Source organism: Mesorhizobium sp. L2C084A000 (assembly GCF_000502875.1).
Lineage (GTDB): Bacteria > Pseudomonadota > Alphaproteobacteria > Rhizobiales > Rhizobiaceae > Mesorhizobium.
The window spans coordinates 1-19,295 of sequence record NZ_AYWX01000007.1 but is presented as its reverse complement, the minus strand read 5'-3'; the positions used below and the strand labels follow the sequence as shown (position 1 = coordinate 19,295).

The 19,295-nt window shown below is 63.6% G+C and carries 16 protein-coding genes; 12 read left to right on the top strand and 4 right to left on the bottom strand.

Annotated elements, in window-relative coordinates; genetic code table 11:
* Positions 1–82: 82 nt before the first annotated feature.
* The 3 genes from X735_RS150030 to X735_RS150040 form a co-directional block, all read right to left on the bottom strand.
* Complete coding sequence (locus tag X735_RS150030; protein ID WP_023811515.1) at positions 83–790, bottom strand: SDR family NAD(P)-dependent oxidoreductase; 708 nt, start codon at positions 788–790, stop codon at positions 83–85.
* Between the two features lie 186 nt (positions 791–976).
* Entirely contained in the window at positions 977–2,578 is a 1,602-nt protein-coding gene (locus X735_RS150035) for a 5-guanidino-2-oxopentanoate decarboxylase (protein WP_023811514.1), read from the bottom strand.
* Positions 2,575–3,423, bottom strand: coding sequence for an arginine deiminase family protein (locus tag X735_RS150040; RefSeq protein WP_031213356.1), 849 nt, complete (start codon positions 3,421–3,423; stop codon positions 2,575–2,577). The genes X735_RS150035 and X735_RS150040 overlap by 4 nt, the downstream gene beginning before the upstream one ends.
* A 244-nt stretch (positions 3,424–3,667) precedes the next feature.
* Between X735_RS150040 and X735_RS150045 the strand changes: the two genes are divergently transcribed.
* From X735_RS150045 to X735_RS150080, 8 genes are all read left to right on the top strand, one after another.
* Positions 3,668–4,483: an ABC transporter ATP-binding protein gene (locus X735_RS150045; protein ID WP_023811512.1), complete on the top strand. Its 816-nt coding sequence runs from the start codon at positions 3,668–3,670 to the stop codon at positions 4,481–4,483.
* Between the two features lie 54 nt (positions 4,484–4,537).
* Positions 4,538–5,338, top strand: coding sequence for a transporter substrate-binding domain-containing protein (locus tag X735_RS150050; RefSeq protein WP_023811511.1), 801 nt, complete (start codon positions 4,538–4,540; stop codon positions 5,336–5,338).
* Positions 5,339–5,492: 154 nt separating this feature from the next.
* A complete protein-coding gene (locus X735_RS150055; RefSeq protein WP_206638004.1) occupies positions 5,493–6,206 on the top strand; it encodes an ABC transporter permease subunit in 714 nt (237 codons plus the stop codon).
* A complete protein-coding gene (locus X735_RS150060) occupies positions 6,206–7,015 on the top strand; it encodes an ABC transporter permease (RefSeq protein ID WP_023811509.1) in 810 nt (269 codons plus the stop codon). The genes X735_RS150055 and X735_RS150060 overlap by 1 nt, the downstream gene beginning before the upstream one ends.
* 147 nt (positions 7,016–7,162) lie before the next feature.
* A complete protein-coding gene (locus tag X735_RS150065; RefSeq protein ID WP_023811508.1) occupies positions 7,163–8,164 on the top strand; it encodes an Ldh family oxidoreductase in 1,002 nt (333 codons plus the stop codon).
* A 240-nt stretch (positions 8,165–8,404) separates the two neighbouring features.
* Positions 8,405–8,686, top strand: coding sequence for a hypothetical protein (locus X735_RS150070; RefSeq protein ID WP_023811506.1), 282 nt, complete (start codon positions 8,405–8,407; stop codon positions 8,684–8,686).
* Between the two features lie 195 nt (positions 8,687–8,881).
* On the top strand, positions 8,882–9,334 hold the full coding sequence (locus X735_RS150075) for a DoxX family protein (RefSeq protein WP_023811505.1): 453 nt from the start codon (positions 8,882–8,884) through the stop codon (positions 9,332–9,334).
* 93 nt (positions 9,335–9,427) lie between these two features.
* Complete coding sequence (locus X735_RS150080) at positions 9,428–10,405, top strand: complex I NDUFA9 subunit family protein (RefSeq protein ID WP_023811504.1); 978 nt, start codon at positions 9,428–9,430, stop codon at positions 10,403–10,405.
* Between the two features lie 28 nt (positions 10,406–10,433).
* Here the strand turns inward: X735_RS150080 and X735_RS150085 are convergent, their stop codons facing one another.
* A complete protein-coding gene (locus tag X735_RS150085; RefSeq protein WP_023811503.1) occupies positions 10,434–11,801 on the bottom strand; it encodes a cytochrome P450 in 1,368 nt (455 codons plus the stop codon).
* Between the two features lie 177 nt (positions 11,802–11,978).
* Here X735_RS150085 and X735_RS150090 point away from each other — a divergent pair, with 177 nt between their 5' ends.
* The 4 genes from X735_RS150090 (at position 11,979) to X735_RS150105 (ending at position 19,041) form a co-directional block, all read left to right on the top strand.
* The gene (locus tag X735_RS150090; RefSeq protein WP_023811502.1) at positions 11,979–12,548 is read left to right on the top strand and encodes an NADPH-dependent FMN reductase; all 570 of its coding nucleotides are present in this window, start codon (positions 11,979–11,981) and stop codon (positions 12,546–12,548) included.
* A gap of 91 nt (positions 12,549–12,639) precedes the next feature.
* Positions 12,640–15,258 carry a caspase family protein gene (locus tag X735_RS150095; protein ID WP_023811501.1) on the top strand — a complete coding sequence of 873 codons (2,619 nt, stop codon included), beginning with the start codon at positions 12,640–12,642 and terminating at the stop codon, positions 15,256–15,258.
* 161 nt (positions 15,259–15,419) lie between these two features.
* Positions 15,420–17,891 (top strand): DNA topoisomerase (ATP-hydrolyzing) subunit B, encoded by a 2,472-nt coding sequence (gyrB, locus tag X735_RS150100; RefSeq protein WP_023811500.1) that lies wholly within the window; start codon positions 15,420–15,422, stop codon positions 17,889–17,891.
* A gap of 232 nt (positions 17,892–18,123) precedes the next feature.
* A complete protein-coding gene (locus X735_RS150105) occupies positions 18,124–19,041 on the top strand; it encodes a hypothetical protein (RefSeq protein WP_023811499.1) in 918 nt (305 codons plus the stop codon).
* The last annotated feature ends 254 nt before the right edge of the window (positions 19,042–19,295 follow it).

Genomic DNA, 19,295 nt, shown 5'->3' with positions numbered 1-19,295 from the left:
AGTTTTCGCACAGGCTCGAAAACAAAACCCCGCCGGAACAATCCGGCGGGGTTTTTCTTTGACCGCGGTAAAGGGTGGAAGGTTACGCCCTGCCGTAAAGCGGCACCAGCGTACCACTCATCGCCAGATTGGCCGGCGATGCCAGATAGGCGATGGCCTCGGCGGCGGCTTCGAGGCTGACCCATCTGGTGACATCGGCATCCGGCATGTCGGCGCGGTTTGCCGGCGTATCGAGTGTCGACGGCGCCACGGCATTGACCAGGATGCCCTTGTGCTTCAGCTCTTCGGCCATCGCCACCGTCATGGCTGCCACCGCCGCCTTGCTGGCGGCGTAAGCGACCATGCCGGCGCCGCGTCGCGGATCGAGCCCGGCGCGCGCGGTGACGTTGACGATACGGCCCGCGGTATCCGATGCGAGCATAGAGCGTACCGCGGCGCGGCAGCACAGGAAGGCTGTGCGCGCATTGGTGTCCATCATCTCGGCAAAGGACGCCGACTCGATCTTTTCAACAGGTGCCGAGGTGAAGCCGCCGGCCAGATGGATCGAGCCCCAAAGGCCTGGAACCTGGCTGTAGAACGCTTCGACCTTGGCAGGGTCCGAGAGATCGACGTTGTGCACCAGCTGGACACGGTCATGCGTGGTAAAGGGGAAATGCGTGGGGGCGGCAGCATGGGCGTTGGGCACATGGCAGATCGCGCCGTCACTCAGCAGTTTGCCGACAACCGCACCGCCGAGCGCACCGGTTCCACCGGTCACGACGATATGCTTGCCTTCAAGTGTTTCCGTCATCTTGGACGCTCCTGTCATTTTTTTGTCGTTAGGTCGTTTCTGTGCCGCCGACGCGAAGCGTCGCGCCTTTTGCGCCATCACTCAATTGACATCTCGACATGGCAGTTGTCGCGTCTTTGCATGCGTCCGCCCACCGGCCGGCCGTGGTTCAGGGCCGTCGAGACGGGAAATACGTAGCACCGTCCTTCAGTCAACCGTGATTTCGATGACGCGCGGCAGTCCGGTGGCCCGGGCGCGCTTCAACGCGTCCGCGAGAGCGTCGATATCGGCAAGCCGTTCGGCGCCGATGCCATAGGCCTCGGCCAGCTTGCAGAAATCGGGCGGCGCCGGCGATACGCCGACGGGCTCGACACCGACATCGAGCATGGAGGTTTCGATCTCGCGGTAGCCTCTGTTATTCCAGACGATGAAGATGACCGGCGCCCGCGCATCGAGCGCGGCGCCCAACTCCGGCAGCGTGAACTGGAAGCCGCCGTCGCCGGTCAGGCAGACAACCGGCGCATCGGGTATCGCAAGGGCCGCGCCAATCGCCGCCGGCGGGCCATAGCCGAGCGCGCCGAAGCCGGTGGCGGCATTGAACCAGCCGCCTGGGCGGTCGTGGTCGTAATAGAGGTTGGCCGCATAGATCGGCTGCGTCGAATCGCCGACGATGAGCGCGCCCGGCAAGGTGTCGCGGATCATCTCGACGGCACGCACTTGCGCCTGCAGGGTCGGATTGAGCTCGGCAAAGGCTGCTTTTCGTGTAGCAGCTGCGCGCGACGGACCGCCCTCGCTTGCCCGGACATGGCCCGTTTCCAGAAGCAGCGCTTCGAGCGCCTCGGCGCAATCGGCCTGGATCGAAACGGTTGCCGGGCGGCGGGCAATCTGGTCCGCGCCGATATCGATGCGGATCAGATTGGCGGGCAGGACGAAGCCGCCATCGCTGTAGCCGTCATAGTCGGTCGGGCCGAATTCGGTGCCGGCGGCAATGACCAGATCGGCTTCGGCCATCAGCGCCCGTACTGTCTTCAGGCTGGGACTGGCCGGCACGCAAAGCGGATGACCATGCAGCAGGCCGCGCGCATTGGTGGTCTGGACGACCGGCGCTCCCAGCCGCTCGGCCAGACGCCGCAATGGCGCCCCGGCGCGTTTGGCGCCGCCGCCGACCAGGATCAGCGGGCGGCGCGCGGCAGCGATGAGTTTGGCCGCGCTGGCAATTGCGGCACCTTCCGGCGCGGGTGGCGTCACATTGCTCAGCATGGCAGCGATGCCATCCGCCGGCTTGACCATGACGTCGGTCGGGATCTCGATATGCACCGGGCCGGGCCGGGCCAATGAAAACAGGGCGAAGGCCTGCGCCAGAGCAGCGGGCAATTCGCTGGCCTCGGTGACGCGCTTCGAAAACAGCGCCACCTTCTCCATCATGCCGCGCTGATCCGGCAGTTCATGCAGATGGCCGAGGCCCTTGCCCAGCGTCGGCATGGCGTTGACGCCGGATATGACCAGCATCGGCACCGAATCAGCGCGTGCCTGCCCCATGGCGGTGATGGTGTTGGTCAGCCCCGGTCCGGTGATGACGAAGGCGACGCCCGGCCTGCCGCTGGCGCGTGCGTAGCCATCGGCCATGAAGCCGGCGCCTTGTTCGTGGCGCGGCGTGACGTGGCGGATCTTCGAGCGCGCCAGCCCGCGATAGAGTTCGACCGTGTGGACGCCCGGAATGCCGAACACCGTGTCGACGCCATGCGCTTCAAGCAGCGAAATCAACGCCTCGCCGACGGTCGTCCCAGTGGTGGTCCCAGTGGCGATCATTGGCGCAGCACCGGGCGCGTCAGGCAGGTCGGACCGCCCTCGCAGGCGATGCAGAGCGCATCCGCATCGAAGGTGGCGACCGTGCAGCCGGCCGCTTCCATGGCGGCCGCCGTCCTGGGAAAGCCGGCAACGGCAATGATCTGGCGCGGCGCGGTCGGCAGCACATTGAGACTGAGCCCGCTGGAAGCGAAGAACTCGTCGGCATCGCCCTCGACCAGCTTGATGCCGCGACCCCGCAGCATCTGGTAGAAGGGGGCCGGCAGCAAGGGCGGGTAGACCAGCGCCAAATCGTCGGCGAGCGGGCTGATCACCGACATCAGATGCAGGCAGGCTTCCTCGCCGTGCCAGAGCGGCAGGTCGAAACCGAAGACCGAAATGCCCTTGGGCGAGAGCAGGTTCGAAAGCTGCTGGATGCCGTCCTGGTTGGTGCGTACGCCACGACCGACGGCCAGCGTGGTTGCATCGACCCAGACGCAGTCGCCGCCTTCCACCTGCCCCGGATCATCGATCCGACCGAGAATGGGTATCCCCATGCGCTTGTAAGCTGCCTCGTGCAGACCGGGCTCGGCACGGCGCAGCGCCTTGCCCATCGAAAGGATAATCGCGCCATGATCGGTCATCAGCGACGGATCATGGGTGAAGACGGAATCGGCCAGCCCGTCATCGGCGTCCGTCAGCCATTCGATCTCGGCGCCGGAAGCCGCGACCATGCTGGTCAACTGCTCATGCTGGGCCGCCGCCTTCTGCGGATCGAACCCCGGACCATAGTGCCATTCCTGTGCCCTGGCATGACGCATGGCGCTCGTGGCGGACCGCATCAACACGCGTTTCAGGGGTCCGGCCATGGACTGCGACCCGTATGATTTGCCCACTAAATTCTCCCTGAACGTCGGTTGGCGCCACTAACCACTACAGCAAGCTGTGATCAATAGTCCAAAAACCATGGTTGACGGAGGCAAGCGGAACGGTCCATCCTGAGCATGGGAACTCTGTCCAGTGACGGGTAATGGGTAAAAGATACCAGCAGCGACGAGCTCGAACGCTCCGCGGAGCGTGGAAGGAATGACGGCCATAAGCGCCGCATCCGGGATGACAGCGCAAAGCGCCGCACCCGCATTGAAACATACGGCGCAGGACGGCGCCGCCGAAGCCATCCATGTCGAGAACCTGCACAAGAGATTCGGTGAGCTGCATGTGCTGAAGGGCGTCTCGCTGTCGGCGCGCGACGGCGAGGTCATCGCCATCATCGGCGGCTCGGGCTCAGGCAAATCGACCCTGCTGCGCTGCATCAACTGCCTGGAAAACCCCACCAGCGGCATCATCCGCGTCAATGGCGAGGAGATCAAGCTCAAGGCCGACAGCCATGGCCACACGGTCCCGGCCGACCGCAAGCAGATCGAGCGCATCCGCTCCAAGCTCGGCATGGTGTTCCAGAACTTCAACCTGTGGAGCCACATGACGCTGATCGAAAACGTCATCGAGGTTCCCGTACATGTGCTTGGCATCAAGCGCGATGTGGCGATCGGCGAGGCCGAGAAACTGCTCGCCCGTGTCGGTCTGGCCGAAAAGCGCGACGTCTATCCGGCCTATCTGTCGGGCGGCCAGCAGCAGCGCGCGGCGATCGCCCGGGCGCTGGCCATCAATCCGCGCGTCATGCTGTTCGACGAGCCCACCTCCGCACTCGATCCCGAGCTGGTCGGTGAGGTGCTGAAGGTGATCGGCGACCTGGCGCGCGAAGGCCGCACCATGGTGCTGGTCACCCACGAGATGAAGTTCGCCCGCGAGGTCGCGACGCATGTCGTCTATCTCTACAATGGATTGGTCGAGGAAGAAGGCCCGCCGGAGCAGATCTTCGGCGCGCCCAAATCCGAAAGGCTGAAGCAGTTCATCCGCAACATCGGCTAGGACAGGCCGGGACGGAAGAAAACCGGGAACCAACAACAAACTGGGAGTCGTGACATGAAGACTGTTCTGAAAACATTCGCCGCAGCGCTGCTGCTCGGCGTCGCCGCCATGGGCGTGGCCAAGGCCGATCCGGTCAAGATCGGCGTCGCCGCCGAGCCTTATCCGCCCTTCACCTCGCCCGATGCTTCGGGCAAGTGGGTCGGTTGGGAGATCGACTTCATCGATGCCGTCTGCGCCGAGGAGAAGCTCGATTGCGTCATTACCCCGGTCGCCTGGGACGGCATCATCCCGGCACTGACGACCAAGAAGATCGACCTCATCGTCTCCTCGATGTCGATCACCGCCGAACGCGCGAAGACGATCGATTTCTCGGACAAGTACTATAACACGCCGACCGCGATCATCGGCCCCAAGGACCAGAAATTCGGCTCCGCCCCGGACGACCTCAAGGGCAAGATCGTCGGCGTGCAGGTTTCGACGGTGCACGCTGTCTACGCCAAGAAGCACTTTGGCAGCACAGCCTCGGAGATCAAGGAATACCAGACCCAGGACGAGGCCAACAACGATCTGGCCGCCGGCCGCCTCGATGCGGTTCAGGCCGATTCCATCGCGCTTGGCGAGTTCCTGAAATCCGACCAGGGCAAGGCCTGCTGCGACTTGAAGGGGATGGTCGCTCCTGACGACGAAGTGCTCGGACCGGGCGTCGGCGCCGGCGTGCGCAAGGAAGACACCGAACTGAAGGGCAAAATCAACGCCGGCATCAAGGCGATCCGCGCCAACGGCAAATATGACGAGATCTCGAAGAAATACTTCGATTTCGACATTTACGGCGGTGGCGGCGCACAGTCGAACTGACGATCCTCGTATGAGCGGTGGGGCATGGCGCCAGCGCCATGCCCCCTGCTCGATCTTTCCCAGGCATGTTTGCCGCCGACGCAGCCGTCGGCGGTTGGCCAGCACTTCGGGGGCGACGCTGATCGACGCACTTCTTTCGGCCTCCGCGGCCGGCATCACCGAGCTTCTCTCGCCCTACCCGCCAGGCTGGGGCGGGGCTCTTTTGGTTGGGCTGCTCCATTCGATCGAGATCGCGCTGGGCGCCACGTGCCTCGGCCTTCTGATCGGCACCGGCGGCGCCTATGGCAAACTTTATGGCGGGCCGGTGGTGCGCGATCTCCTGGCGGTCTACACCACCATCGTGCGCGCGGTGCCCGAACTGGTGCTGATCCTGCTGCTCTATTACGCCGGAACCGACCTGATCAATCAGGCGCTGACGGCCATGGGCTATCAGCGCGTCGACGTGAGTGGCCTTGCCGCCGGCATCGCCGTGCTCGGCTTTGTCCAGGGCGCCTATTCGACAGAGGTGATACGCGGCGCGATCCTGGCCATTCCGCAGGGCCAGATCGAGGCCGCCCGCGCCTATGGAATGTCTCCGGGCCTGATGTTGCGGCGCATCACCTTGCCGTCAATGCTGCCCTTCGCCATACCGGGCCTCGCCAATCTCTGGCTGATCGCCACCAAGGACACCGCGCTGCTGGCGGTCGTCGGTTTCTACGAACTGGCGCTGGCGACGCGGCAGGCGGCGGGCGTCACCAAAGCCTATTTCACCTTCTTTTTCGCGGCGGGCGTGCTCTATCTGCTGCTGTCGCTGGTCTCCAATCTCATCATCGGCCGGGTCGAGGCATGGTCGCGGCGCGGCATGCCTTCGCTCAAGGAGGCGCGCTGATGGCCAACGAGGCCGCCATCATCAATGTCGTCGCGCGAACGTCGCTGTGGCTGCAGCCGCACCGCATCGTGCTGATCCTGATCGCACTCGGCCTGGTTCTGTCGGCCGCCTTTTTCATGCGCTGGGACTGGCTGCCGCAATATTATGAAATGGGCTTGATCGGCATCTGGCGGTCGCTGTGGATCCTGGCCGTCACCTGCGTCCTGGGCTTCCTGCTGGCCGTGCCGCTAGGGCTGGCGCAAGCCGCCGGCTCATTCTGGTTCGCCGCGCCCGCCAAGGTGTTCTGCACGGTGATCCGGGGCACGCCGCTGCTGATCCAGCTATGGCTGCTTTACTACGGCCTGGGCTCGCTGTTCCCGCAATATCCCTGGATCCGCGAATCCTGGATGTGGCCATATCTGCGGCAAGCCTGGCCCTATGGCGTGCTGGCGTTGACCCTGTCGTTCGCCGGCTATGAGGGCGAGGTGATGCGCGGCGCCTTTGCGGGCGTGCCGAAGGGGCAACTCGAAGCCGCCCGCGCGTTCGGCATGAGCCGCTGGAAGGCGTTCCGGCGCATCTGGCTGCCGCAAGCCATCTATCGGGCGTTGCCGACGCTGACCGGGGAGACCGTGCTGCAGTTGAAATCGACGCCGCTGGTGGCGACGATCAGCGTCATCGACATCTTCGCCGTTTCGTCCAAGGTGCGGCAGGACACCTATCTCACCTATGAACCCCTGCTGCTGCTGGCGCTGATCTACATGATGATCACCGGTATTCTGGTCTTTGCGTTCAGCAGGATAGAAGCGCGGATCCCCAACAAGATTGGTTAGAGGGGAGTAGGGGAGTAGGGGAGTAGGGGAGTAGGGGAGTATCCGGCTACTATCCACATTCACATTTCCATCCCCATTCGCTATTCACTGCTCACTGTCCCCTACTCCCGTACTCCCCTATTCCCTTACTCCCCTAGGACGGCCATGATGCAACTCAGTCTCGACCAGGCAAAAGGACTGTGCCGGATGGCGGCACTTGGCGCCGGCGCCAATGAGGAAGCGGCACAATCGCTCGCTGCTTCGATCATATCAGCCGAGGCCGAAGGGCTTTCCTCGGTCGGTCTGTCGCATTTCATCGACTATCTTGAGGCGCTGGAAGCCGGACGCATCGACGGCAATGCCGATCCGGTGATCACCCGGCCGGCGCTTGCGGTCTATCTCTCCGATGCACGCGGCGGGCTGGCGCATACCGGCTTCGACCGCACCATCGACGACCTCGCCAAGGCGGCAAAGCTGTTCGGTGTCGCCATCTTCTCGCAGAAGAACGCCTATACATGCGGCGCGCTCGGCTATTTCACCGGAAGGCTGGCAGCACTTGGACTGGTGTCGTTCGCCGCCACCAACGGCCCGGCCGTGCTTGCCGGCTCGGGCTCGGTCAAGCCGGTCTATTGCACCAACCCGATGTCGTTTGCCGCACCCGCCGCCGACGGCGCGCCGCTGGTCATCGACCAGTCGTCAAGCGCCACCGCCTTCGTCAACATCCGCAAAGCGGCCGAAGAGGGCAAGACCATCCCGGAAGGCTGGGCGCTGGACGCCTGCGGCAACCCGACCACCGATCCGGCCGCCGCCATGAAGGGCGCCATGCTTGCCTTCGGCGGCCAGCGCGGTGCCAACATCGCGTTGATGGTCGAAGTGCTGGCAGCCGGCCTGTCAGGCGCCAACTGGTCGCTCGACGCGCCATGGTTCAGCGGCGGGCCGGACAGTCCCGGCACCGGCCTGTTCGTGCTTGCCGTCGAGCCCAAGCTGCTCGATCCGGATTTCGAGCAGCGAATGAAGGACCAACTCGACCGGCTGCGGCGGCGCTTCGGCGTGCACGTGCCGGGCCGCGCCCGTGCAGAGGCGGCAGAGAAGGCGCAAGCGCGGGGCATCACCGCATCCAAGGCGGTGGTGCAGCGCATTTCCGAATTCGCCGCACGCTACTCTTCCTGAATAATAATTAAATATCAATTGGTTATCTGAAATCAGCCCGCCCCAGGCGCGGTGCGGTGCGATTTTCTTTGCGCGCCGCTGAACCTTTCCGCGCCTTGCTGCGACACAGCTTTGTCCAGGGCAAGGCGAGCTTGCCCGATCCACACCGGGGGAAGCAGCAAACCGAAATCGAAAGCCTGCATCACGCGATGGCCGGTCCTTCGCGCCTCGGAAACTCAACCCAAATCAAAGGAAATTGTCATGACCAACACCAAGATCACCATGCTGACCGCCGTCCTTCTGCTCGGCTCGTTCATGGGTGCCACACAGGCAGCCACCTTGAAGGCCGCGCCGGCCAAGCCGTCCAGCCCGGGTGTCATCACTGCCCCGAGCGGCGGGGCCACCGAAGATCACTACTGCAAGAACGGCCATGCAAAATTCGCCAATTGCAGCGCCGATTTCGTCGCCGCCTGCAAGAAGGTTGGTGGCACCATGTCGGATGTTCAGGGCTGGGGTGGGCGTACTTGCTTCACGCCCTCCTGATACCGTCTCAGGTCAGGCCGCTCCGTCGGCACCTGACTTCACATGGACGTCGCCCGGAAAACCCCGCTTCTGCGGGGTTTTCTGCGTTTGGCCGCGCAATGTTAAAACATTCGTAGTTTGGTCAACTTTTGTTTATTTGACTTCGTCCGACCTGATCGGCCGTTTGCGCTGATCAAGCAAAACAGAGGAGCTACAATGTCGGCAAGCACGGACAATCCCCGCAACGCCCTTATCATTCCGGCCCTTGGCAGGGTTTACGCCGCTCTGCACGATGGTGCCGAAACGGTTCTTCGCGTCGTCGCCGGTGGGTTTCTAGCCATCCACGGTTCGCAGAAGATCACCAATCCTTTCGGCGCCGCCGAGATGGTCGAGGGTCTCGGCTTTTATCCGGGTGCGTTGTGGTCCTTGCTTTTGGCCTGCACTGAATTCTTCGGCGGCATCTTCATCGCCATCGGGTTTTTGACGCGGCCGGCCGCCTTTGCCGGCCTGTTCGTGCTGCTGGTCACGGTCTGGTTCCACTGGGTTACGATGGACCAGGGTTATTCGGGCGCGGAGAAGTCGCTGCTGTGGGCGGCGATCCTGCTCTTCTTCGTCATTCGCGGCGGCAACCGCCATTCGGTCGACGCCCGTATCGGCAAAGCGTTCTGACAGGCTGATAGCGACGACGCGTCGCCCTTTGCCTTTGGCACGAAACGGATTATGAAACGGCTTCAGCCAAGCTTGCGAGCGCCGGAGCCAGCCATGACCGAAATCCTGCAGACCCCAAAGCTCGTCGTCGTCTTTGGCGGGTCAGGCTTTGTCGGGCGCCATGTCGTGCGTGCGCTGGCCAAGCGCGGCTATCGCATCCGGGTCGCCTGCCGGCGGCCCGATCTTGCCGGCCATTTGCAGCCGCTTGGCAATGTCGGCCAGATCCAGCCGGTCCAGGCCAATGTGCGCGTGCGTTGGTCGGTAGACCGCGCCGTGCAAGGCGCCGACCATGTCGTCAATCTGGTCGCCATCCTGCATGAGAGCGGCCGGCAGAAATTCTCCGCCGTGCACGAATTCGGCGCCCGCGCAGTGGCCGAGGCCGCGCGCTCGGTCGGCGCCGGCCTGACCCACATTTCTGCGCTTGGCGCCGATCTGGACTCCGAATCGGACTACGCGCGCACCAAGGCGCTTGGCGAAAAGGCTGTGCTGGAGACGATCAAGGACGCCGTGATCTTCCGGCCGTCGATCAATTTCGGACCCGAAGACGGCTTCTTCAATCGCTTCGCCAACATGGCGCGCTATTCGCCGGTGCTGCCGCTGATCGGCGGCGGCCAGACCAAGTTCCAGCCGGTCTATGTCGGCGACGTTGCCGAAGCGGTGGCGCGCTCGGTCGACGGCAAGGTGGATGGCGGCCATATCTATGAACTCGGCGGGCCGAAGGTGCTCACCTTCAAGGAATGCATGGAAGAGCTGCTCGAGGTGATCGAGCGCAAGCGCCTGCTGGTGCCGGTGCCGTGGTGGGTGGCCAACATCCAGGCCTCGATCCTCGGCCTCTTGCCCAATCCGCTGCTGACCAAGGACCAGGTGATGCAGCTGCGCGAACACAACATCGTTTCGGACGCGGCCGCCAAGGCCAACCGGACGCTTGCGGGGCTCGGCATCCAGCCGCAATCGATCGCGACGATCCTGCCCAGCTATCTCTGGCGCTACCGCGCCGCCGGCCAGTTCCAGCAGCGCAAGCCTGCAGCATAGTCGTTACAGCTACCTGAAGGGGTCACGCCTATCTTGGCGTCACCCGCATCGGCAGACCGCCTTGTGGCTGCGTGGTGAGTTTCTGCACCGGCCAAGGCTTGGTTTCGGCGGTGGTGTCGAAGCGGAAGCGCGACAGCATGATCGCCAGCGCGATGATCGCCTCCTGCATGGCGAAGCTGGCGCCGATGCAGACGCGAGGACCGGCGCCAAACGGCAGATACTGGAAGCGGTCGATCTTTTCGCGATTTCCCGGGTGGAAGCGCTCCGGCAGGAAGGCATCCGGCCGGTCCCAAAGCTTCCTGTGGCGATGCACGACCCATGGCATCACCAGCACGGCGGCATGCTTGGGGATATGAAGATCCTTCCACATTTCCGGTTCGATCGGCTCGCGGTTGATCGACGGCGCCGGCGGATAGAGCCGGAGCGCCTCGTCGAAGGCGGCGCGGGTGAACGGCATGGCATCGAGCCATTTCGTCGGATCGGGCTCGCGCGCCAGCACCTGGTCAATCTCCTGCTCGACCCGGTTGCGCTCCCACGGTGATTCCGCCAGGCAATACAGCGTCCAGCCCAAAGCCCGCGCGGTCGTCTCATGGCCGGCGCCGATGAAGGTGATGATGTTGTCCTCGACCTCGGCCCGTGTCAGTCCGTCGGGTCCCTCGGCCTTGAGCAGCAGTGTCAGGAAATCCTGCGGCACGGCATCAGGGTCGCGCTTGAATTTCGCTTCGCGCATCGTGACCGTGTCGGTGACGATCTTGCGGAAATAGGCCATGGTCTTGCGGCCGCGGATGCGGGTCAGCCTCGGCAGCCAGTCGGGCGCGCGCAACAGATCGAGCGGATCGACGCGGCCCATGGTCTCGAACAGGCGGTCGATCTCGTTGGCGAAACTGCCCGGCTCGCCCGATATCTCGCCGGAAAATAGCGTCTCGGCCAGGATGTCGTAGGTGAGCAGCGTCATGTCATGAGCGATGTCGGACGTGCCGCCGTCTTCATAGCGGGTGACGAAGTCCAGCGTGCGTCTCAGCATCGGCTGGGCGAAGCCGAAGATGTGGCGCGGCGTGAACACCGGCGCCATCGCCTTGCGCGACCGCTTCCAGACCTCGCCCTCGGCGGTCAGCAGGCCGTCGCGCAGGATCGGCCGCAGGATCTTCTGGCGCACCGTCGCCATCTTGTAGTTCCTGGCGTTGTCGACCAGCACATGGCGGATCAGGCCGGGATCGTTGGCGACGATCAGATGTCCGCCAACGCCATTGGCCGAAATCCAAGGCTCGTTGTAGGTGTGTTCACCCCACAATTCGAGCGGGTTGCGGTAGACGATGCGGATCATCTCCAGCGTCGAGGGCGGCGTCGTGCGCGGCTTCGGCGCCGGGGGAATGAAGGGGGCGGGCTGGATGTCCATGCTGTGCTCCGCTGATGACCCAATGTAGTGGGCCGCAAAGCAGGCGTCCATGTGACCGTACGGCAAGGCCCTGCTCTCCGGAACGTGACCGGTTACCGTGAGGTGCCTTCTTGTTGCCCCGAGCGGCATGCCCTAGGTGGCAGTCACCAATGGATACCGCTATCGCAGGAGCCCAGCTTGAAGCACCAGTTGAACATCATCATCGGCAGCACGCGGCCAGGCCGCGCAGGGCCGGTTTTTGCCAAGTGGCTGGAGACGTTCGCGCGCGAGCATGGAAAATTCGAGCCGGTACTGACCGACATCGACACGTTCAAGCTTCCGGTGCTGGACGAACCGCACCATCCAAGACTCGGCAATTACCAGAACGACCATACCAAGGCCTGGTCAAAAGCGATCGATGCCGCCGATGCCTTCGTCTTCGTGGCGCCGGAATACAATTATTTCGTGGCGCCGGCGATCGTCAACGCGATCGATTATCTCTCGCGTGAATGGAAGTACAAGCCTGCCGCCATTTTCAGCTATGGCGGCGTCTCCGGCGGCCTGCGCGCGGCGCAAGCGCTGAAGCCGCTGCTGACCTCGGTGGGTGTCATGCCGATCTCGGAAGGCGTCGCCCTGCCGATGTATCAGAAACTGCTCGACGAGAACGGCGCTTTCAACGCCGGCGAACAGGTGCAGGGCGGAGCCAAAACCATGCTCGACGAGCTGTTGCGCTGGAGCGAGGCTTTGAAGCCTATGCGGGCTGCCTGAAAACGCTGGTCTTCCGCAAAAAGCCCGGCTTGCTCATGGCATAAAGAGGTGGAATGTTCGCGCAAAGGGACAAGCCGGGGGGCGGTTCGACTTGCGTTTGCTTTTTGCCTTGCTGCTGATGCTCATGACCACCGCCACCGCGGCGGCTGAGCGGCGCGTGGCCTTGATCATCGCCGACGACGACTACCGCCTGATCCGGCCGCTTGCCAACCCGGTTCATGACGGCGAGGCGATGGGAGCGGTGCTGAAGAAGCTCGGCTTCGAGGTCGTCCTCGAAACCAACCGCGACCTGCGGCGCATGCGCCGCGCGCTCGACGATTTTCGCCAGGATGCCAAAGGCGCCGACGTGGCGCTGGTCTACTTCTCCGGCCACGGCGTGGAAATCTCGGGCGATAACCGGCTGCTGCCGGTCGATGCCGACCCCTCTTCGCTCGATGCGCTGGAGAAGACCAGCTTGCCTCTGGAGGAGGTGCGCAAGACCGTGGCCGCCACCGCCAAGGTCGGCCTGATCATGCTCGACGCCTGCCGGAGCGATCCGTTTTCGGGCACGGTGGGTGACGGGCGCGGTGCGACGTCGCTGGTCAAGGATGTCGTGGAAAATGTCCGGCCGGGGCTTGGTCGGACTGGCCGCGCCGAAAACATCCTGTTCGCTTTCTCGGCAGCACCCGGCGAGACGGCGGCCGACGGAACCGGCCAGAACTCGCCATTCACCACGGCGCTGACCAAATATCTCGGCACCAGCGGGCTCGAAATCCGCTCGGTGCTGACGCTGGTGCAGCAGGAGGTCTACGATTTGTCGCGGGGCAAACAGCTGCCTTACGTCGAGAGCGGCCTGCCGAAGCTGTTCTTTGCCGCGGCCGCCATGGAACAATTGCCGGAGCGCGAGCGCCTGTTGCTTGCCATGGCCGACGTGACGCCGGAAATGCGCGGTGAGGTCGAGCAGGTTGCCAGCGATGCCGACATGCCGCTGGCGCCTCTCTACGGCGTGCTGATCAGCTCCGACGCCAGCCACCTTTCGGCGGACAGCCTGAATGCCCGGTTGCGCGAGGCGGCGGACGCCTTCGTCAAGGTGCGCGGCGAAATGAGGACGCTGGCCTCCGATGATCCGCAGGTGACGGAGCTGCGCCGGCAGGCCGAGGAGCAGCTTTCGCTCGGCGCCTTCGATGGGGCTCGCGCCATCCTCGCAAAGGCCGCCGACATCGACAATGTTTCGCGCAACGCCTTGAAGGCCAATTTCGTCGGCCGCACGCTGTCCGAGGCGGCGACGCGTTTCCTGTCCGGCGGTGCGGCGCGCGCCGACCTCGACTACGCCACGGCCATCAACGATTATGAATCGGTCCTGGCTCTTTACCGCGAGGCCGGGCAGACCGATCTGACCCTGGACCAGGCCGACCGCCAGATCCGCACGCTGGACGAACTCGGCAAGCTCTACACCCTTGTCGGCAACACCGATGCGGCAGGCCGCGCCTTTGCAGCGCTGGTATCCAATCTCGAGCTGCGTTCGGCCCGGGAAACCGACCCGAGCGTCAAGCGCGATTTTGCCGTCAGCCACATCAAGCTCGGCAACGTCAAGCTGGCGCAAGGGGACCTGCCGGAAGCGCTGGAAAACTATCGGACCGCCAGAACCATGCTCAGGGATTTGACCGCTGCCGAACCCGATCGGCTGCCATGGTTCGGGGACTTCGCCATGGTCGACGACAAGATCGGCAACGTGCTGGTGACGCAAGGCGATCTGGCCAGCGCCGCACAAGTCTACCAGGAAAGCCTGTCGATCAAGAAGCAACTTGCCGATAATGAACCGGAGCGCGCCGAGCTGCAGCGCGACCTGACCATCACCTATGACGAGATCGGCGGCCTTGCCCGGGTCATGGGGCGACTGGACAACGCCCAGATGGCCTACGAGGAGAGCCTGAAGGTCCGATTGGCGCTGGCCGAGAAGAAGCCGTGGGACGCCGAGCGGCAACGCGATGTCTCCGTCAGCCATGATACGATCGGCGACCTCAAGCGCGAGCGCGGCGATGCGGCGGGCGCACTCGCGTCCTATAAAGCGGGCCATGCGATCGTCGAACAATTGGTGGGCCGCGACCCCGACAACAGTGAGCTGAAGCGCGACCTGTCGGTCGGCAACGCAAAGATCGGCAATGCGCTGAGCGATCAAGAGGACTGGCCGGCAGCCCTCGCCGCCTACAGGCAAGCCCTCTCGATAGCCCGCGTGCTGGCGGCCAGTGACCCTGCCAACGCCGACTGGCAACGCGACCTCTCGGTCAGCTTGGAAAAAGTAGCGGGCATTCGGGCGATACAGGGCGACCGCGCTGGAGCGCTCAAGGCCTATACAGACAGTTTCGCCATCGCCGACCGGCTGGCCAAGCTCGACCCTGCCAATGCCGACTGGCAACGCGACCTGTCGATCACTCTGTCCGAGATCGGCATGCTCAAGGCCAAGCATCGCGACGTCAAAGGCGCGCGGCAGGCTTTCCAGGACAGTCTCGACATCCGCCAGCAGCTCGCCCGGTCCGACCCAAACAACGCCACCTGGCAGCGCGACCTGGTGGTGGCCATGATCGACTACGCTCAGGTCGCCAAGAACCCCAAGGCCGTGCTTTCCCAGGCGCTGGACATGACGCTGGAGCTCGACCGCAGCGGGCGGCTGGCGCCGCGATATAAGTTCATGATCAAGTTTCTCAGGGACCGGCTGGCCAAAGTGAAATAGGGCCTGACGGGAGGCTGTCATGGACAGCCGGCTCATTCCCCGTGAAATGCCTGCAAACCTTGGAAAAACCGCCTTTTGCGCCTATATCTAGTGCATATCAGAGGCGCGATTCGAAGCGGGTTTTTCGCGCCGTGCAAGCGGCATCCAGACAACAGGTTTTCATGAGCGATCAGATCGACAACAACAACGGCGCTGAAGCCGAATACGGCGCCGATTCCATCAAGGTTTTGAAGGGGTTGGATGCTGTCCGCAAACGCCCCGGAATGTATATCGGCGATACCGACGACGGTTCGGGCCTGCATCACATGGTCTATGAAGTGGTCGACAACGCCATCGACGAGGCGCTGGCCGGTCACGCCGATCTCGTCACCGTGACGCTCAACCCCGATGGTTCGGTCACCGTGATCGACAATGGCCGCGGAATTCCAACCGATATCCACACCGGAGAAGGCATTTCGGCGGCCGAAGTGATCATGACGCAGCTGCATGCCGGCGGCAAGTTCGACCAGAATTCCTACAAGGTCTCGGGCGGCCTGCATGGCGTCGGCGTCTCGGTGGTCAACGCGCTGTCGGCGTGGCTGAAGCTGAAAATCCGCCGCAACGGCCAGATCTTCGAGATGAGTTTCACGCATGGCAATGCCGACGCGCCGCTGAAGGCCACCGGCAGCTATGAGCAGGACAAGCAGCCGGGCACCTATGAGGGCCGCAGCGGCAGCCAGATCACCTTCTTCCCGTCGGCCGAGACCTTCACCATGGTCGAGTTCGACTTCGGCACGCTGGAACACCGGCTGCGCGAGCTTGCCTTCCTCAATTCCGGCGTGCGCATCATTTTGACCGATGCCCGTCACGCCGATGTCGTGCGCCATGAACTGCACTATGACGGAGGCCTCGAAGAATTCGTCAAATATCTCGATCGGGTCAAGAAACCGCTGATCGACAAGCCGATCGCCATCAAGGCGGAGCGCGACGGGATCACCGTCGAAGTGGCGATGTGGTGGAACGACAGCTACCACGAGAACGTGCTGGCCTTCACCAACAACATCCCGCAGCGCGATGGCGGCACGCATCTGGCCGGCTTTCGCGGCGCGCTGACGCGCCAGATCACCGGCTATGGCGAATCGTCGGGCCTGACCAAGAAGGAAAAGGTCTCGCTGATCGGCGACGATTGCCGCGAAGGCCTGACGGCGGTGCTTTCAGTCAAGGTTCCAGATCCGAAATTCTCCTCGCAGACCAAGGACAAGCTGGTCTCGTCGGAGGTCCGTCCTGTCGTCGAAGGCCTGGTCAACGAAGCGCTCGGCACCTGGCTTGAAGAACATCCGAGCGAAGGCAAGGTGGTCGTCGACAAGGTGATCCAGGCCGCGGCGGCGCGTGAAGCGGCGCGCAAGGCGCGCGATATCACCCGCAAGAGCTCGCTCGGCGTCACTTCCCTGCCCGGCAAGCTGGCCGACTGCCAGGAACGCGACCCGGCGAAGTCCGAAATCTTCATCGTCGAGGGTGACTCCGCCGGCGGCTCGGCCAAGGGCGGCCGTTCGCGCCAGAATCAGGCCATTCTTCCGCTGCGCGGCAAGATCCTCAATGTCGAGCGGGCCCGCTTCGACCGCATGCTCGGCTCCGACATGATCGGCACGTTGATCACGGCGCTCGGGACCTCGATCGGCAAGGACGAGTTCAACGCCGACAAGCTGCGCTACCACAAGATCATCCTGATGACCGACGCCGATGTCGACGGCGCCCATATCAGAACCTTGCTGCTGACCTTCTTTTTCCGGCAGATGCCGGAGCTGATCGAGCGCGGCCATCTCTACATCGCCCAGCCGCCGCTCTACAAAGTGACGCGCGGCAAGAGCTCGCAATACATCAAGGACGAGAGCGCGTTCGAGGAGTTCCTGATCGGCTCGGGACTGGAGGAAGCATCGCTTACCCTCGGCTCGGGCGAGGTTCGCATCGGACAGGACCTGCGCGGAGCCATCGACGACGCGCTGGCGGTGCGCCAGCTGATCAACGGCCTGCACACGCGCTACAACAGAGGCGTCGTCGAGCAGGCGGCGATCGCCGGCGGGCTCAACCCGGACGTGTTCACCGATCTCGGCCGCGCCAACGACATGGCGGAGCGGATTGCAAAACGCCTCGACATCATCGCCGAGGACACCGAGCGCGGCTGGACCGGCCGCATGTCGACCTCGAATGAAGGCGTCGGCGGCTATGTGTTCGAGCGCACGGTGCGCAGCGTCAAGGAATACGCGCATCTCGACCTGGCGCTGATCAATTCGGCCGACGCACGCCAGCTCGACCGCTACGCACAGCGCCTCAGCGAGGTCTACGGGTCGCCGCCGGTGCTGCGCCGCAAAGATGTCTCCGAAACCATCTCGGGGCCGCTGGCGATGCTCAACGCGGTCTTTGCGACCGGCCGCAAGGGCCTGACGATGCAACGCTACAAGGGTCTCGGCGAGATGAACGCCGAACAGCTGTGGGAAACCACGCTCGATCCGAACGTGCGCTCGCTGCTGCAAGTCAAGGTCAATGACGCGACCGATGCGGATTCGCTGTTTTCGCGGCTGATGGGCGATGAGGTCGAACCCAGGCGCGAGTTCATCCAGGACAACGCGCTGTCGGTCGCCAATCTGGACATCTGATCTGGACATCAAATCTGAATTGGCGCGCTGCGGCGCGCCAATGTTCCGCTGGCGGCAAGAAAATCATTTTACAACGCGCCGGAACGGAAGTTCCCTTGGAACATTGTGACAACATCGATTCACAATATTCTAACAGGAGGCCTCCATGGGACGTGGCATTTTGCTCTGGTTGCTCGGCATTCCGATTCCGATCATCATTCTGATCATGCTGTTCGTACGATAGGGGGCTTCCATGCAGTCCACCCTGTCGGCGGTCGATGTTTCCGCCTCAACCGAGTCCTCCTCCACCGCCGTCAGCTGGGGACCGATCATCGCCGGAGCCTTCGCGGCCTCGACATTGACCCTCATCCTCATGCTGCTCGGTTCGGGGCTGGGATTGAGCATGGTGTCGCCATGGTCGGGATCGGGCGCATCTGTGACCACTTTCGCGGCGTCCACCGCGATCTGGCTTGTCATCGTGCAATGGCTGTCCTCCGGCGTCGGCGGCTATCTTGCCGGACGCCTGCGCACCAAATGGGTCGGCATCCACACCGATGAAGTCTATTTCCGGGACACCGCACACGGCTTTCTTGCCTGGGCGCTGGCCACGTTGCTCGTCGTCGGCGTGCTTGGCTCCGCGCTTTCCGCTGCGATAGGCTCAGGCGTGCAGGCGGTGTCCACCATCGCGTCTGGCGCGGCCATGGGCGCATCGGCGGGAGCTTCGGCCAATGCCGACAGCACATCGGCAGACAATGCGACCTCCTACCTGGTGGATTCGCTGTTCCGTCCGGCTGATCCGGGCAGGCTGGCTGCCGCCAATCCGGACAGCGATGCGGCTGCGGTCGGTCAGGCTTCGCGCATCCTGATCGCCGGTGCAGCGGCAGGCGAGGTTTCCGCAGACGACAAAACGTATCTGTCGCAGCTGGTCGCCGTCCGCACAGGGCTTTCTGAAGCAGACGCCAGGACCCGGGTGGATGCCGTCCTCGCCAAGGCTCAGGACGCCAAAGTCAAGGCGCAGCAGGCCGCCGACACCGCCAGGAAGGCCAGTGCGACGTTTGCCCTGCTTGGTGCGCTCTCGCTGGCCATCGGCGCCTTTATCGCCAGTGCCGCCGCGGCCCTCGGAGGCAGGCAGCGCGACGATGAGGAAGCGGTTTTTATCGCCAACCGCTGAACTGCACTTGCAACAAAGCCACTCCGGCCCGCCCGGAGTGGCTTTGCTTTGAATTGTCGCACAGCGTTGCCTCGACCCCGTTCGCTGAAGTCCGTTCCTATTTTCGGGGAGGAATCGTCGGTGCTTCGGCTTGGCTCGGCTCCAGTTTGCGACCGAGGTCGACCGCGTCGCGCAGCACGGCTAGAGCGTTTCATATTTTGACGGAAGCGTAGCCTGCGTTTTCGAAGTAGTTCTTGCATTCGGCTGCCTCGATG

What these genes read in the sequence shown, in the direction of transcription:
- X735_RS150030 (WP_023811515.1), bottom strand. Translation starts at nt 790, where the DNA reads ATGACGGAAACACTTGAAGGCAAGCATATCGTCGTGACCGGTGGAACC.
- X735_RS150035 (WP_023811514.1), bottom strand. Translation starts at nt 2,578, where the DNA reads ATGATCGCCACTGGGACCACCACTGGGACGACCGTCGGCGAGGCGTTG.
- X735_RS150040 (WP_031213356.1), bottom strand. Translation starts at nt 3,423, where the DNA reads ATGGCCGGACCCCTGAAACGCGTGTTGATGCGGTCCGCCACGAGCGCC.
- X735_RS150045 (WP_023811512.1), top strand. Translation starts at nt 3,668, where the DNA reads ATGACAGCGCAAAGCGCCGCACCCGCATTGAAACATACGGCGCAGGAC.
- X735_RS150050 (WP_023811511.1), top strand. Translation starts at nt 4,538, where the DNA reads ATGAAGACTGTTCTGAAAACATTCGCCGCAGCGCTGCTGCTCGGCGTC.
- X735_RS150060 (WP_023811509.1), top strand. Translation starts at nt 6,206, where the DNA reads ATGGCCAACGAGGCCGCCATCATCAATGTCGTCGCGCGAACGTCGCTG.
- X735_RS150065 (WP_023811508.1), top strand. Translation starts at nt 7,163, where the DNA reads ATGCAACTCAGTCTCGACCAGGCAAAAGGACTGTGCCGGATGGCGGCA.
- X735_RS150070 (WP_023811506.1), top strand. Translation starts at nt 8,405, where the DNA reads ATGACCAACACCAAGATCACCATGCTGACCGCCGTCCTTCTGCTCGGC.
- X735_RS150075 (WP_023811505.1), top strand. Translation starts at nt 8,882, where the DNA reads ATGTCGGCAAGCACGGACAATCCCCGCAACGCCCTTATCATTCCGGCC.
- X735_RS150080 (WP_023811504.1), top strand. Translation starts at nt 9,428, where the DNA reads ATGACCGAAATCCTGCAGACCCCAAAGCTCGTCGTCGTCTTTGGCGGG.
- X735_RS150085 (WP_023811503.1), bottom strand. Translation starts at nt 11,801, where the DNA reads ATGGACATCCAGCCCGCCCCCTTCATTCCCCCGGCGCCGAAGCCGCGC.
- gyrB (WP_023811500.1), top strand. Translation starts at nt 15,420, where the DNA reads ATGAGCGATCAGATCGACAACAACAACGGCGCTGAAGCCGAATACGGC.
- X735_RS150105 (WP_023811499.1), top strand. Translation starts at nt 18,124, where the DNA reads ATGCAGTCCACCCTGTCGGCGGTCGATGTTTCCGCCTCAACCGAGTCC.